The sequence below is a fragment of the Aestuariibaculum marinum genome, from assembly GCF_014596975.1.
Classification (GTDB): domain Bacteria; phylum Bacteroidota; class Bacteroidia; order Flavobacteriales; family Flavobacteriaceae; genus Aestuariibaculum; species Aestuariibaculum marinum.
This window is the reverse complement of the sequence record NZ_JACVXD010000008.1, coordinates 111,791-127,852: the sequence shown is the minus strand read 5'-3', so window position 1 is coordinate 127,852 and position 16,062 is coordinate 111,791. Positions and strand designations below refer to the sequence as shown.

The 16,062-nt window shown below is 33.4% G+C and carries 12 protein-coding genes; all 12 read left to right on the top strand.

The window, feature by feature from the left end:
• A partial coding sequence (locus ICJ85_RS16460; RefSeq protein WP_194420850.1) for a T9SS type A sorting domain-containing protein occupies positions 1-1,050 on the top strand: 1,050 nt, incomplete at its 5' end.
• Positions 1,051-1,102: 52 nt separating this feature from the next.
• A complete protein-coding gene (locus tag ICJ85_RS13035; RefSeq protein WP_188224239.1) occupies positions 1,103-1,504 on the top strand; it encodes a hypothetical protein in 402 nt (133 codons plus the stop codon).
• 157 nt (positions 1,505-1,661) lie between these two features.
• Entirely contained in the window at positions 1,662-2,228 is a 567-nt protein-coding gene (locus ICJ85_RS13030) for an RNA polymerase sigma factor (RefSeq protein ID WP_188224238.1), read from the top strand.
• Positions 2,229-2,411: 183 nt separating this feature from the next.
• On the top strand, positions 2,412-3,578 hold the full coding sequence (locus tag ICJ85_RS13025; RefSeq protein ID WP_188224237.1) for a FecR family protein: 1,167 nt from the start codon (positions 2,412-2,414) through the stop codon (positions 3,576-3,578).
• Positions 3,579-3,737: 159 nt separating this feature from the next.
• Positions 3,738-7,268, top strand: a complete 3,531-nt coding sequence (locus ICJ85_RS13020; RefSeq protein ID WP_188224236.1) for a SusC/RagA family TonB-linked outer membrane protein — start codon at positions 3,738-3,740, stop codon at positions 7,266-7,268.
• Positions 7,269-7,301: 33 nt separating this feature from the next.
• Positions 7,302-8,711, top strand: coding sequence for a RagB/SusD family nutrient uptake outer membrane protein (locus tag ICJ85_RS13015; protein ID WP_188224235.1), 1,410 nt, complete (start codon positions 7,302-7,304; stop codon positions 8,709-8,711).
• A 64-nt stretch (positions 8,712-8,775) separates the two neighbouring features.
• Positions 8,776-9,741: a hypothetical protein gene (locus ICJ85_RS13010; RefSeq protein ID WP_188224234.1), complete on the top strand. Its 966-nt coding sequence runs from the start codon at positions 8,776-8,778 to the stop codon at positions 9,739-9,741.
• Positions 9,742-9,826: 85 nt separating this feature from the next.
• Entirely contained in the window at positions 9,827-11,038 is a 1,212-nt protein-coding gene (locus ICJ85_RS13005; protein ID WP_188224233.1) for a TlpA disulfide reductase family protein, read from the top strand.
• Positions 11,039-11,053: 15 nt separating this feature from the next.
• Entirely contained in the window at positions 11,054-12,436 is a 1,383-nt protein-coding gene (locus ICJ85_RS13000; protein ID WP_188224232.1) for a TlpA family protein disulfide reductase, read from the top strand.
• 71 nt (positions 12,437-12,507) lie between these two features.
• Positions 12,508-13,887 (top strand): TlpA family protein disulfide reductase, encoded by a 1,380-nt coding sequence (locus ICJ85_RS12995; RefSeq protein WP_188224231.1) that lies wholly within the window; start codon positions 12,508-12,510, stop codon positions 13,885-13,887.
• Positions 13,888-14,386: 499 nt separating this feature from the next.
• Complete coding sequence (locus ICJ85_RS12990; protein ID WP_262891408.1) at positions 14,387-14,974, top strand: RNA polymerase sigma-70 factor; 588 nt, start codon at positions 14,387-14,389, stop codon at positions 14,972-14,974.
• A gap of 61 nt (positions 14,975-15,035) precedes the next feature.
• Positions 15,036-16,001 (top strand): FecR family protein, encoded by a 966-nt coding sequence (locus ICJ85_RS12985; RefSeq protein WP_188224229.1) that lies wholly within the window; start codon positions 15,036-15,038, stop codon positions 15,999-16,001.
• The last annotated feature ends 61 nt before the right edge of the window (positions 16,002-16,062 follow it).

Sequence of the window (16,062 nt, the reverse complement as noted above, 5' to 3'; positions counted from 1 at the left end):
GAACTAGCTATTACAAATGCGGAACCAATTGATATTTGTTTTGGAGGATTTAGTAGTTCAGGAGAAATAAATTTAGAATGGACAGGCGGAGTAAGTTTTATAGAGGTTTCGTCAAACAATTCAGATGGCTCTACAGGGTTTTTTACTATTAACCAAGGTCTTGAAAGTGGCGATACAACATTGAGTTCATTACAAGCAGGGTCTCATGAGTTAATGGTTCATGGAATCTGTGGAGAGTCGGTTTCAACAACGGTTGAAATTAAACAACTGGATGAACTGGCTATAGTTAATGCAACACCAAACGACATATGTTTTGGTGCTTCCTCTTATTCCGGAAGTATAGATTTGGAGTGGACGGGTAACGCTACAACTATGGAAGTTAGTTTTACAGGAGGTGTTTATGTCTATTCAGACGGATTTGAAAATGGAGAAAGAACCATTTTTGGTTTATCGGCTGGAAATGTACAAATAAAACTGGAAGATAATTGTGGGAATATAGTTGAAACCAATGTGGAAATTAAACAGTTAGAACCGGTTATTACATTGCCTCAAATAACAACGGTTTTTATTACTAGTGGTTCAACATTTACCTTACCAGATTATATAACCAATGGAGAACTAATTGCTACAAATGGATGTTTGCAAAATTTAAACTTATTACAATCTATAGCAGCAGGAACTAGTTTAAGTGTTGGCGTGCATACCATTACATTTACAACACAAAACACAGTAGGTGAAGTGAAAAATTATTCGTTTGATTTAACTGTTGAAGAAACATTAGGTGTAGATGATGTAAATCCAGAATTGGACGGGGTTTTAATTTACCCTAATCCAGCTAAGAATAAAGTGACTATTAAGAATTCTAATGGTCAGAATTTAAAATCAGCACAGCTATACGATTTAAGGGGTAGATTAGTTAAAAAAAATAATCTTATCAATATGGGAAGCACTTTTAATTTAGATTTAACCTCATTGGAAGAAGCTATGTATATTTTAAAGGTTACAGGTGAAAATGGAGAAAAAGATTTTAGATTAATGATAAGTAAATAGTATTATAAAATCTTAGAGAATCATGATTAAAATGAAATATTTTTTATGGCTAATGTTTTTAGTAATATTACCTGGCATGTCCTTTGCTCAAATTATAACTAAAGAATTACATTTTGACTCAGATAAGGCAAACCTTGTTATTGAGGATGTGTTTAAAGGTGAAGAAATTATTGATTATGCCTTAAACATAAAAAAGGGAGATTCGGTTAATATTATTTTGAATAGAAAAATAAACTCGAGTTACTTTAATTTGTTACCACCGGGCTCTGATAATGTAGCCGATTTTATTGGTCAAACCGAAGGAGATACCTGTAAAATGGTGTTGCCGAAAACAGGAGTTTACAAAATTAGAGTATACCAAATGCGAAGTTCAGCCAGGCGCGGAACGGAAGTGAAATTTAAGCTGGATGTAAGTCTCTTTGAATCTAAAGTTTCAAATCCTGAAAAAGAGTAAAACAATAAACTTGACTAATACAGAAAAAGAGCCTGATAAGAAAAATTATCAGGCTCTTTGGTTATTAATACATGGGTAATACTTAAAAAAAAACAATGTGGATTTTGTTTCAAATGGTTACATTTGAAATTAACTATTATTTTGCTATTTTTATTTTATGCTCTCACAGGATTCAGATATAGTAGATCGTCTTAAAAAAGGGGATAAGAAGGCTTTAACCGAGCTTTATGATAGTTATTGGAAACCATTATACATTAGCTCTTATAATCTTTTAAAAAATAAGGAGCTTTGTGAAGAAATTATTCAGGATGTTTTTATTGATGTCTGGAATTACAGAGAGAATCTTCAAATTAAAATTTCACTAAAATCGTATTTGTATGCATGCGTAAGGTATAAGGTGTTTAGCGAATTTCGAAAAAATAAAATTCAACGAGTTGAATTGTTTGAAGGCTTAAACGATCGATTTCAGTACGCTACTCCCGAAACAAAATTAATGCACGAGGAGTTAGTAATGCAGATTGATGCTATTGTAAAAACATTGCCTGCGCGTTGCCAGGAGGTATATATCTTAAGTCGTAACCAGCAATTAAGTCATAAAGAAATAGCAGAAAAATTAGGCATTTCAACAAAAACCGTTGAGAATCATATCACATTGGCTTTAAGAACCATTCGTTCGTCTCTAGGGTACTTATTAAGTATAGAAATGCTATATTTTATACACTAGTCGATATTTCTTTTTTATCAATTATACTTTCTTTTTGAGAAAAATAATTCAGTGTTTTCCCTTTAAATACTGAGGTTTTGTCGTATTTGTAAATAAAAAGTTAAATTTTTTTTAATTTTTATTAGGGGATACATGCTTTATTCTGCACATAAGAGATAAACCAAGCTATTAAAAAATATTTTAATGAACAACACTGAAATGAATAACAAGTTTTTCCGAAGATTGATAGAACGCTATCTTGAAGGGGAAACGACTGCCGATGAGTTAAAGCTCTTGGTTAATTACTACGAAAGTTTCCAAAAGGAAAATGAGTGGGTTGAAGCCTTAGGGCCTGAACACGTTATTAAAGAACGGATGCTGGTTAACATTTTAGAAGCGATTAAAGATGATGAAGAAATTAAGCAGCCAAAGGTGATTTCTATATTTAGGTCTGCTTATGTAAAATATGCTGTTGCAGCTTCAATTTTAGCATTTGTAGCAATCTATACTTTTATAAATAATGGGACAGGCTCTATTGTTCAAGAGGACGCTATTGTTAATACGAGTATTGAAGTAGGAACCAATAAAGCGGTATTAACCAGAGAGGATGGTTCTAACATTACTTTAGAAAAAGGTGAGCAACTTGCCTTTGATAATTTAGAAAGTAATGGAGAAGAATTGGTTTATACTAATAAAGAGCCGGCTTCAAAAGCCATAGCGTATAATTATTTAACCATACCAAGAGGCGGACAGTTTTTTGTAAAGCTTTCTGATGGCACTCAGGTTTGGTTAAACTCCGAATCGAAATTAAAATACCCAGTAGCTTTTGTAGATGGTGAAAAACGTATGGTTGAACTTTTGTATGGTGAAGCTTATTTTGATGTCTCACCGAGTACAGCACATAAAGGTTCGAAATTCATGGTAACTAATAACAATCATGAAATAGAAGTTTTAGGAACCGAATTTAATGTGAAAGCTTACAGTAATGAATCAAACATAACCACCACTTTAGTAGAAGGTAAAGTGAATGTTAAATATCAGGATGAAGACCATATTTTACTTCCAAACCAGCAATCTGTATTAGATCGCAGTAACAACATCATAACATTTAATGAGGTTGATGTATTTCACGAAATTTCATGGAAAGAAGGCATTTTTAGTTTCAATAATAAAACGTTAAAAGACATCATGATGGTGTTGTCGCGATGGTATGATTTTAATGTAGAGTTTAAAAATAAAGCGGTTGAAAATGAACTGTTTGTCGGAACTCTAGGTAAAGATGAAAAAATTGAAAATATTCTTAAAAACCTGAAAGATTTAGGAATCATAAACAAATACGAATTCCATGAGAAAAACATCAGTGTAGAATAAAAAAAAAGGGAGCTAAGTTTAAACATTTGGCCGTGTAGCAACTTTCTCCCTCTTGTATGTATTAATTAAAACAATGTCTAACTAACACAAAACAAATTTATGAAAATTAAATTAACTAACTATCGCTATCTAATACGAAAGCGATTACCCTTATGCATTATGAGAGTATTTATCTTTTTGTTGTGCGCAACGGTTTTTGGGTTTAATCCGAATACATCCTTTTCACAGGAAAAAGTATTCATTAACCAAAGCCAGTCTGTTTCAGTAGATGAAATGTTTAATATCATTCAGCAACAAACCAATTACCACTTTATATTTCCAAAAAAATTATTTAAGAATTCTCCTAATATTCAACTGGAACAAGGAGAGGTGTTGGTAATAAGTCTTTTAGATAAGGCGATTCAAAATAGTAGTTTGGAGTTTGAAATAGATGAGAACAATACTATTTTAATAAAAAAGGTAGATCATACTTACGACAGAAGACAGCAAAAGGTAAAAATATCAGGAACGATTACAGATGCTACTGGCATGCCATTACCAGGGGTTACCGTTATGGAAAAAGGGACTCAAAATGGTGTAGCAACAGATTTTAATGGAGTGTATTCTATTTCGGTAGCAGACAATGCCATTTTAGAGTTTTCTTATGTGGGTTTTTTAAATGAAACCAGAGAGGTTAGTGCCTTAACGTATTATAATAATGTTGATATTACCTTAAAGGAAAATGTAAACGCGTTACAAGAGGTTGTTGTTACCGGGTATCAAACTTTATCCAGAGAAAGAACAACCGGATCTTTTGCTCAGGTTGGAGCAGAACAGCTTCAACAAAGGCCGAGTAGTACGAATATTATAGATCGTATTATAGGGCAAATTCCTAGTGTGAATACAAATGCAGCATTTGGTCAGGGTACGTTTGAGATTCGAGGACGGGGTTCCGTTTTGAGTTCGAATACTAGGCCACTAATTGTTGTTGATGGGTTTCCTTTAGCAGATCAATCCAATTTAGAGTCTATAAACCCCGAAGATGTTGAAACCATAACAGTTTTAAAAGATGCTGCAGCCTCATCTATTTGGGGATCCAGAGCCGCTAATGGCGTTGTAGTAGTAGTTACTAAAAAAGGTGGAAAAAATAAAGCATTAACTGTAGATGCTTCGACATTTGTTGATTTTGAGGAAAAAGTAGATTTGAAAAACATGAATTTCATGACTACTGCTCAGGAATTGGCCTTAGATCAGGAATATATTGATAGAGGTTGGGTAAATATAAATGGACTGGAAACTGGAACAAGTAGTATCAATGATTTTTATTTAGCTCAAATATACAGAAACGGCACATCGCCTGATGGTGTAGTGTGGTCTCAAAATACGTTTGATAATTATATCAATGAATTAAAGAAAAGAGATATAGACCAACAGTGGAGCAAGTACTTGTTAAGAGCTGCATCACAAAAAACGTATAATTTATCATTGTCAGGAGGAGGTGATCGTAATACATTCTTTGCATCATTATCATATGTAGATCAGTCAGGCCAAGTTAAAGGGGATGATAATGACCGAATGACTATGAATCTTCGAAACACCTTCGAATTTAACGATAAAGTATCTTTTACGGCAGGAATGACGGCTGCATTAAGAAACGAAAAAGATAATTATTTAAAAGCTCAGTTTGGACTAGACCCTGTAGAAATGGTTAAGTTAGCGCAACCCTATGATCAATTGGTTGATGAAAATGGACAGTATATCCAAAAGTATTACGATTGGAATCCTTGGATGTCTCAGGATCGTGAAGCCGAATTAGGAGTGCCTTATACATATAATGCTCTAGAGGAGCAAAGAAACCTTGATGATACCAGTACTTTAGTTGATATAAGAGCTGATTTTCAATTAAATATTGAATTGTTTAAAGATTTGATGGTAAGTAGTTCATTTCGATATGAGAGAAATACTAACGATAGAGACGCCTTTAAATCTATGAGCATGCCATCGTGGCGTAATACTGTGAATGATTATTATATTTTTGATTCTTCAACTGGAAATTACCAATATGGAATTCCACCAGGATCTGAATATCTACAAGAGCGCACGTATTCAAAAGGTTGGGTGTTTAAAAATACCATTAATTGGGATAAGACCTGGAATGATCATCAGTTAACCGTGTTTGCTGGTGGTGAATATTCAAGACGATTTACGGAGTCTACCAGAAACAGACAATTTGGCTACGATAAAGAATCGACATCGTATTTACCCATAGATGAGGCCGCATTGGTTAGTTATCAATTAACCAACTGGAATGGCGGAAGATTCCGTGATTATTATGCTGCATTAGTGTTTAATGTTCAAAATAATGATAGTCGATTTGTGAGTGGTTTTTCAAACTTAGGATATACTTACAAAGGAAAATATACTCTTACTGGAAGTTTTAGAATAGATCAAGCCAATATTTTTGGTAGTAACCCAGACTTTAGGTACAAACCGTTATGGTCTGCAGGATTAGCATGGGATTTAAATAAGGAATCCTTCATGGTTAATGCCGATTGGGTAGATCGATTAAAACTTAGAGGTAGTTATGGTTTGGCAGGAAACAGTCTAACTGGTGTATATCCTGAAGCTGCTGCTCGTATCAGAAATGTAACCGTTGGTAATGTCTACAATAGTTTGGTTTTGAGTCAGCCAGCAAATCCTGATTTAAAATGGGAGGAAGCAGCAACTACCAATTTAGGTCTTGACTTTGCTTTCTTTAACGATAGATTCTCTGGTAGCTTAGATTACTATGTTAAAAAGAGTTCGGACGTTTACACAAGCAGACCTATAGATCCTACAGTTGGGTTTTCTAGATCTTCAGTGAACTACGCTAATATAGACAATAAAGGGGTTGAATTGGTTTTAAATGCTGATATTATTCGCAACAACGATTTTAAGTGGTCGGTAAGAGCTAACTTCAACTATAACAAGAATATTTTATCGAAATCTTTAATTGAATCTAATCCTACAGCAGATGGATTATCCTCAGGGAATGCCTATGTAGAAGGCGATGCTATGGGGTCTTTCTATGCTTATAACTTTGCAGGTTTAAATGACAATGGAGAGGTGTTACTCTACGATTTAGATGGTAATACAAAAAAATGGGATGATGGTACAATCATGCCTGAAGAAATGAAGTATGCGGGAACAAGAACCGCGCCTCATTATGGCGGTTTATCTACGACTTTTAACTATAAAGGCTTGGATCTTACGGTAAACATGAATTATCAGGCAGGTCATGTGTTCAGAATGTCATATAATTATGCTTCAACAGGATACGGGACCTACAACAACTACGATTACGATTTTGGTAATATTAGAGTACATAAAGAATGGGCCAATCGTTGGATGCAGCCTGGAGACGAAGCTACTACCGATGTGCCTGCGTTAATAAGCAGGTCATTAACCAGTACCATGCACAGAATATGGAGTCAGTCTACAAGAAATATTCACAAAGCAGATTATTTAAGGGTACAGGATATTATTTTAGGATATTCTATGCCATCTAAATTATTAGAACCTACATTTTTCAAAAACTTACGTTTAACCATGCAGGTAACCAATCCGTTTCTATGGGTGAAAAATGATTTAGGTGTAGATCCAACAGCTCCAAATAGTGAAGCTTATACTAATTTATCACGCTATACTTTAGGAATTAGAGCATCATTTTAAAAACGTTAGACTATGAAAACAAAAAGTAATATCATGAAAAAAAGATATATATATTTATTACTAACATTTTTGACTTTATCGGCTTGTCAAAGCCCGGATAATTTCCTAGATGTAGAACCTACAGGATTGATTATTCCTTCAACTTTGGAAGATTTAGACAAGTTGTTACAAAATTATGCCATTTTGCGAGGGGTAGGAACCAATACGCGTTACATGGATCCGGATGTATACCATAACGATGCCAGTTTTGCTTCAATTTCTAGTACTACAAAGGATGTAAATGGCTATGCCTGGAAACACGATATTTTCCCTCCAGGTGTTAATGATACAGATTATAACGACTTCTATTTCTACATTCATACTATGAATTATATTTTAGAGAATGTAAATGGTGTAGACCCCGGGAATTTTAATCCGACAAATCGCGATATCCTTAAAGCTGAGGCTTTAGCCCAACGTGCTTTTGAATATTTCTTAGTGGTTAATGAATATGCACACCATTACGATCCAGCAAACCCAGATTTATCTGGGGTAGCGATGCCATTAAATATCGATTTACAGGCTCAGTTAGGACGTTCAACGCTGGGTGAAGTATACGAGCAAATGTTAAGAGATTTAAACGAAGCACTTAGCCTATTAGGGAATAATTATCAGGCCATAAACTCTTATGCTAATTTTAGACCAGGTAGAGCTTCTATCTATGCTTTAATCGCAGAAATTAACCTATTCATGGGTGATTTTGATGAAGCTGTAGAAAATTCTAATAGAGCTTTAAATCTTTACGATTTCTTATATGATTATAATACCATAGATTTTGCTAATCCATCTAATCCATGGTCAGGGTATAATAATGGTAGTTTATGGGAATTTGGAACTTTAAATAGAGAGAATATGTGGAACAGATACAACTACTGGTCTTTTAATAGCCCTTTTCATTTATATGCGCCAGAATTGGAAGCCTTGTATGATAAAGACAATGACAGAAGATGGTATTTGTTTGCAACACAAACATCAAGTGCAGGAGTAGATGTGTCTCCAAACTATATTTACATGCACGCAAATTCTGAACGTTGTAATGGTCTAACTGTACCAAGATTAATGTTAACCAATGCAGAAGCTAAAGTGCGCACAGGTGATGGTGCAGGAGCTATAGCTGTTTTAAATACATTGTTAGCAAATAGAATGTCGACGTTTACAGCATTAACCCATACAAATGATGCAACAACCTTACAAATTGTTAAAAATGAAAGACGTAAGGAATTAGCAGGAACCTCTATAAATCTTTTCGATCAAAAAAGGTATCATGTATATGGAGATGCAGTCCCAACCTACACGCGTATCAATCCTGAAACAGGTGAGACTATTGAGTTAAAACCAGGAGACGATGGCTACGTGGTTAAAATAGCCCCTGCCGTTACTGATCAAAATCCAAATTTAAATTAATTAACTAAGGTTTGTTTTTTTATTTGTTTCGCATAAAAAAAGAACGTTAAATAAAATATTAAAGATGAAAAAAATAATATTGTTTTATATTGGCTTATTGTTCCTTCCTGTTTTTCAATCTTGTGAGGAAGAAGATGATGTAGTAACACCAAGACCATACAATGCCACATGGGTAGATAATGCCACACTTAAATTTACACCAGCAATAGAAGACCTAAAGGCTTTTGAATATTATGTAGAAGCCGGTGCTAATGGAAGTGAATACTGGAATACTACAGATGTAGATTTTAATGTTACATTGGAATTAGGTGATGCTACAGCATCAGAAATTAGCAAAATTGATATCTATGCGTTTGCTGAAGAAACAGATGGTGAGAACTTTACATATTTGGGAGGCGAACAAGGGAAATTATACGAAACTATTTCAAATCCTTCCGATTCATTTGTACTTTCTTTTTCAAAAGATAAGTTAGAGGAATTATTTAAAAATGATTTTTCTGCAAATCATAACGGTCAGGTAGCTACCGATGATATTTTTGAATTTAAATGGGTTATTACCGGAAAGGATGGATCTGTAGTAGACTCGAGAGTAGATTGTTTCGGGTTTAATTGTACTTATGGTATTGGAACAAATGTAATTGATGTAGCTCCTCCAATTTGGGAAGGAACGTTTAATTATGAATGGATTTCGGCAACTGCTAATGCCACAGTTTATGGAAGAGTAACAGTTGGGCAAACTGGTACAATGACCTTTACATTAAAACCTGGATTTTTTACGGTGTATGATGTAAGTCATTTAACTGCCGATTATTATTATGGTAGTGCTGGAACGTTAACATACGATTATGAAAGTGGTCTGGTTGAAATTGAAGGACGATATGCTCAGAAATGGGATATCGTTGATGTGAGTGGTCCAACATTAACCATTGATTTTAGTTACCAATATTCAGCAGGATATGATGAGTATGGAACCTTTACACTTACCAGAACAGATGGTCAAGACTGGCCTTCTAATATCTACACAAACTAATTTGTAAGTCATATTTTATTGGTGTCGATACAGGTTGCAGCCTGTATCGGCATACAATAAACGTATTACATTAATTTTTAAAAACATGAAAACAGTAAAAATACTGGGAGCCATATTAATGGCTTCTACGGGATTCTTTGGCTGTAAAACTAAGGATATTGGTTTGCAGAAGGAGAACTTATCAACATTTACGCTAAAGGCGAATTTAGAAAACCTTGATACTGAATACTTGATTTATTCTGAAAAGAATGATGCGTATCCAGATGGTTACCGAAGAGATACCCTTTGGGTGAAAAATGGGAAGTTTACTTTTACAGACTCGGTTGATGATTATAAACTGTATTTCATTCATGTTGTAAATACCAGAAGTTGGCAACGTGAGTATAATGGTAAAACCTATACATCTTCAACAAAAGCCGATGTGAATAGATTATGGTTTATCGGGTATCCAGGCGCTGAAATTACCTGTACAGGTAGAGTAGACGATTATATGGTAAATGCCAAGTTGTCTGATAAAAAAGGTGTCAATCAAGATTTTACCAGAATACAAGAGGAGACATTCCCTTTAATCGATAGAGCTCATGCCTTAAAATTCAGAACATATACTGAAGAACTAAGTGAGGAAGAATCTCAAAAGTTGTCAGACTCATCAAATGTGCTATTTAAACAAGCCATAGACTTAAAGAAAGAATTTGCTAAATCTAATCCTAAATCTATCGCAGCGTCTTATGTATTTATGGATGGGTACTACAGAAAGTACTTTACGCACGATGAAGCCAAGGCAGTTCTTGAAGGTTTTGATGCTGAAACCTTAGCTGGTACACCTTTCTATGATGAAGTAAAGCAAAGAATTGAAGCGGTTGAAAGTACACAAATAGGCATGCCAGCCCCTGAGGTTATAACCAATAATACTTTAGATGGTTCAGAATTTAAATTGTCAAATTTTAAAGGAAACTATGTGTTACTGGATTACTGGGGGACCTGGTGTGGACCTTGTATGGCCGAAATACCAAAAATAAAAGAGTATTACAATAAATATTCAGATAAAAATTTTGTTGTAGTGGGTGTTAATTCTGGAGATGCAGTTCCGAGATGGAAAAAAACAGTTGAAGAAAACGGTTATAACTGGGAACATATCCAAACCACAAATGAAAATAATTTGTTAGTGCCGTTTAATGTGAATTCCTTTCCTACCAAAATATTAATTGACCCGGAAGGTAAGATTATTTACAGTTCAAAAAATCCGGAAAAGGTAGACATGTATGCCATGCTGGACAATATTTTTAAAAAAGGATAAAACAAATCTAATCTAATGAAAAGAATATCAGTAATTTTCATATTAATTCTTCTTGTAGCTTGTAAAACCAATACCACGGTAGATTATGCAATTCTTCAAGGTAAAATTGAGAACAAAGGAGAACTCAATAAATTGACGTTAACTAATAATGATCGGGATTTCAAGTATGAAATAGACATTGCAGAAGATGGTAGTTTTCAAGATACATTGAATATAGATTCGGGTGTATACACTTTGTCTTTGGATAGAAGAAAATATATAAGTGTCGCTTTATTTGATGGAGATCACCTTATAGTAAAGAGTGATGCCGAAAATTTTGCTGATTCATTAAAATTTGAAGGACAAGGAGCAAACGAAAACATTTTACTACAGAGTATTAATAGTAAAATGAAAGATTTTGATGAAAGAAGAAAAAACGACTATACGCTTGAAGAGGAAGCTTATAAAAGTTTGCTTTTAAATCAAAAAAGTAAATTAATGTCATTGTTGAATGCTTCTGAAGTTATCAATCATCTTTTTAAAGAGGAACAAACTAGATATATAAATTATTGGTTTATTCACAATTTACAATACTATCAAAGCTCACATAGATATTTTGCTGCGGATCCTGATTTTGTTGTGTCAAATGATTTTTTAGAAGAAGCAAAGCATCTTGATTTTCAAATTGAAGAGGATTATAGAGGGTCTAGATACTATAATAGTTTAGTGAATATTGAGCATAGAAAAATAGCAGATAGTCTTGTAAATGTCGGATTTAAATCTGGTGGGCAAGCAAGGCTTGAAGCAGCCACTCACTTTAAGTCAGAATACATTCGTAATGACCTTTTGTACCAAACAATAATGGGGACTTTAGTTTTTGCTAATAAATTCTCAGCAGACTATAACTCGTATTTAGAATTGACTACGAATGAAACTCAAAAAACTAAGGTTCAAGAAAAATATAGCCAAGTAAAAGCATTAGAAAAAGGAAATCCGTCACCAGCTTTTACTAATTATGAAAATCACAGTGGAGGTAAAACTTCTCTAGAGGATTTTAAAGGAAAATATGTTTATATCGATGTTTGGGCAACCTGGTGTGGACCATGTAAAGCTGAAATCCCATATTTAATTGAAGTAGAGAAAAAATATCATGACAATAACAATATTGCTTTCGTAAGTATTTCGGTAGATAAAGAAAAGGATCACGATAAATGGAAAACCATGGTAAAAGAAAAGGGATTAGGGGGAGTTCAGTTAATCGCCGATAATGTTTTTAATTCCGATTTTATAAAAGCATATCAAATCATGGGTATTCCTCAATTTATTTTAATTGATCCCGAAGGTAATATTGTTAATCGAAATGCGCCAAGACCATCGTCAAGTGAACTTTTAGATGTATTTGCAGAACTAAATCTTTAATTCTATAGGTCAGAGAATTGTGATTTAAGACAGTTGTAGGGTAGAGTGGAATATTTTAAAATTATTTTAATATGATAAAAAAAATTTTAGGTGTCGGAGCCATCTTGATGAGTTTGGTTTCCTGTCATACGGGACATGAAAATGATTATATCATTTTGCGAGGAAAGGTTTTAAATCCACAGGCTGATGATTTAAAATTGATGAGTTTGGTTTATTCAAATAGTAAATACATTCCAATTAATGAAGATGGAACATTCGTTGATACATTACAAGTAGAGGCTGATAATGTTATGCTGTATTACGGAAGTAAGCTAACATACATGTATTTGCAAGCAGGAGATAATATTGAATTAAATTTTGATGCCAATAACTACGATGAAACTGTAAATTTTTCAGGAACAGGTGCTGCTTACAATAATTATTTACTAGAGAAGCAAAAAGTTTCAAAAGACATTTTAAAAGGAGTAGGTAATGTTTATTTGCTTCCTGAAAATGAATTTAAAAAGAAACAACAAGAGATAGTATTAGCTTCTTTCAAGCTTTTGGAAACTACTCAAGGTTTGCCAAGTGAATACATTGATAAAGAGAGAAGAAATATTAGGTATAGTTATTTAAGTCGATTAAATGAGTTTGAAGGTTCTCACGCCTATTACAGTAAGACAAAAGACTTTAAGGTGTCTGAAGGGTTTTTAAAAGAATTGGAAGAGTTAAATTATAATAATGCTGAAGATTACTTTTTTTCAAGTAATTACGGTAGGTTAGTGGGTAATTATTGTACTGAACATGCTCGAAAATTGTCAGATTCTATTGAAATAGATCAAGATGTTGCTTACTTGAAGGCGGTTAATACTTTATCTAATCAAACCATAAAAAACATTCTGTGTTACAAAAGCGCTAAATACGGTATTACTTATACCTCCGATTTAGAAGGGTATTATGCCGAATATCTAAAAGGAAGTACAGATGAGGTTAATAACAAAGAAATAGAAGAAAGTTACCTGGCTTTAAAAACCGTTACTAAGGGCCAACCATCGCCAAAGTTTGAAGGTTATGAGAACATCGATGGCACAACAACATCTTTAGACGATTTAAAAGGAAAATATGTGTATATAGATGTTTGGGCAACATGGTGCGGGCCATGTAAAGCCGAGATTCCTTATTTAAAAGAAGTAGAAAAGCAATATCACGATAAGAATATAGAGTTTGTAAGCATCTCGGTAGATACTCCTAATAATAGAGATAAATGGAAAGCCATGGTTGAAGAGAAGGAACTTGGGGGTATTCAGTTACTTGCAGATAATGCGTTTGACTCCAAGTTTGTTCAAGATTATCTAATAAAAGGAATACCTCGTTTTATTCTTTTAGATCCACAAGGAAACATAGTTACAGCCAATGCACCAAGACCTTCTAATGAAAAATTAGTAGCATTATTTGATGAATTGAAGTTATAAGTATCGAGTTTATATCTTAATTTTTTTGGTTGAGAATTCATATTTGAGTTAGTTCCCCTTAAGTAAATGTGAATTGTAAAGGACTGCAAAAGCAGTCCTTTTGTTTTTTTATAATTAATATGTTAATCAAGGATAAAAAGCGATCATGTAATTATTTTTAAACCAAGATTAAAATGGTAAGAGTTATTTATGTTATTTTAGTGAAAATTTAAATAACAAAGTGAACACAAAACTGAACACGTTTTGGAACACGAATTTAAAATATAGCATCTGGGAAGCCCTTATTTTGTGTTGTGAATAAGTCTGGAGATGAACTCATAACCCGAAGGTCATAGGTTCGAGTCCTGTTCCCACCAGGAAGCAAGAGAAGTTATAAATAGGTTCTCTTTTTTTGTTAAATACTATTAAAAATAATATTAACTTAATTTTTTAATAACAGAGGTTCTGGCTTCAAATAATAGTTTTACTAAGTAAAAACTAACTCTTTTTATTTGATAAAATGACTCCAGATGAATTACTGTTTAAATGCGTTAAAAATGATAACCAAAAGGCTTTGGAACAGTTATTTCAAAAGTATTATTTTAATTTGTGTCTGTTTGCTAAAAAGTATGTAAACGATTCCGATTTAGCCGAAGAAGTGGTTTCAGATGTATTCTTCAACGTTTGGCAAAATCGAAAGACACTTTCTATTAACAGTTCGTTACAATCTTACCTGTTTGTCGCAACAAAAAATCAATCTTTAAATCTTGTAAAGAAAGCTCAGGCTAGTTTTGTTAATGAAGAAATGAGTGATTTACATTTAAAGCTTTCCCATTATAATAGTGATGATTCTTTAGAGTATACAGAACTTAGAAACCGTATAGATTTAATAATTGATGAACTACCTCCACAACGCAGAATTATTTTTAAACTTAACCGTATTGATGGTCTAAAGTATAAGGAAATAGCCGATCAATTGGGTATTTCTGTGAGTACCGTACAAAAACAAATGTTAGAGGCAATTAAATATGTGTCTCAATATGAATCCCAATTTATCTCTTCAATTCTTCTGTTTTGTTTTCTTGATATTTATGTAACGATTTGTTAACGTCTTTCAATGGTAGGTAGACTGCCAAAAAATGGTCTTAATAGTAAAAGATCAAAAATAAATGAACGACGAGGTTTTTTATGAAATCGCTTTAAAGTATTTGGCTCATAGAGCTTCCGCAGAAGAAACAGAATTGTTAAAAAAATACCTGTTGAATGTAGAATACCTAGAAAAGTATAACACATTAAGTGAAGCATTTCGAAACGAATCGACAAATGTTAACGAATTTAGTTTAGAGCGCGGTTTAAAGAAGTTGCGATATAAAATTGAACAATCAGAAAAAAGAAGGGTGCTTAAGTTTAGAAAACGTTTCGCTGTTGCAGCTAGCATAGTGGTGTTTTTAGGATTGGGAGTGCTTTTAAATTCAATTTTTTTCAATCCTAGAGCGATTAATTACATTTCTGTATCCAGTCCTATTGGTGAGCGTATAGAGGTGCTACTTCCAGACAGTTCTTTAGTGTTTTTAAATTCAGGTGCTACTTTGAGCTACCCGGAATCTTTTCAAAGTAACCAGCGAAACGTGAAATTGGCTGGAGAAGCATTTTTTAAAGTGAAAAGAAATGTCAAAAAACCTTTTCAGGTGCAATCGGGCAACTTCACGACAACGGTTTTAGGTACTTCATTTAGTGTCGTTAATAAAGCAGAAAATGATTTTCAGGTAACTGTAAGAACAGGAAAGGTTAGGGTAGAAAATAGAGTAACCAAGAAACAATTCATTTTAGAGAAAAACAATCAGGTAGTTTTTAATAATCTTCAAGAGGATCTGGTTAAAAGACATGTTAATGCAAGTAAAGTTACCGATTGGCATAAAAATATACTTCGTTTCGATGCTATAACAGCTAAAGAAGCATTTAGTAAAATAGAACAGTGGTATAACGTTAAAGTGCTTTGTAAATCTGATACCGTTCTAAACCGTAAAATTCGCGCTGCCTATAAAAACGAGCCTGTTGATAAGGTGCTTAAAAGTTTAGAATTTATGATTGGCATTGAATATACCATTCAAAACGACTCGATATTAATTAAATAAACTTTATGAATCAATAACAGAAAAAGAAGAAAAAACTGGAATTGCGTCACCAATTCCAGCC

Bases quoted from the DNA above. Each gene is read 5' to 3' on its own strand.
- ICJ85_RS13035 (WP_188224239.1), top strand. From the start codon at position 1,103: ATGTTTTTAGTAATATTACCTGGCATGTCCTTTGCTCAAATTATAACT.
- ICJ85_RS13030 (WP_188224238.1), top strand. From the start codon at position 1,662: ATGCTCTCACAGGATTCAGATATAGTAGATCGTCTTAAAAAAGGGGAT.
- ICJ85_RS13025 (WP_188224237.1), top strand. From the start codon at position 2,412: ATGAACAACACTGAAATGAATAACAAGTTTTTCCGAAGATTGATAGAA.
- ICJ85_RS13020 (WP_188224236.1), top strand. From the start codon at position 3,738: ATGAGAGTATTTATCTTTTTGTTGTGCGCAACGGTTTTTGGGTTTAAT.
- ICJ85_RS13015 (WP_188224235.1), top strand. From the start codon at position 7,302: ATGAAAAAAAGATATATATATTTATTACTAACATTTTTGACTTTATCG.
- ICJ85_RS13010 (WP_188224234.1), top strand. From the start codon at position 8,776: ATGAAAAAAATAATATTGTTTTATATTGGCTTATTGTTCCTTCCTGTT.
- ICJ85_RS13005 (WP_188224233.1), top strand. From the start codon at position 9,827: ATGAAAACAGTAAAAATACTGGGAGCCATATTAATGGCTTCTACGGGA.
- ICJ85_RS13000 (WP_188224232.1), top strand. From the start codon at position 11,054: ATGAAAAGAATATCAGTAATTTTCATATTAATTCTTCTTGTAGCTTGT.
- ICJ85_RS12995 (WP_188224231.1), top strand. From the start codon at position 12,508: ATGATAAAAAAAATTTTAGGTGTCGGAGCCATCTTGATGAGTTTGGTT.
- ICJ85_RS12990 (WP_262891408.1), top strand. From the start codon at position 14,387: ATGACTCCAGATGAATTACTGTTTAAATGCGTTAAAAATGATAACCAA.
- ICJ85_RS12985 (WP_188224229.1), top strand. From the start codon at position 15,036: ATGAACGACGAGGTTTTTTATGAAATCGCTTTAAAGTATTTGGCTCAT.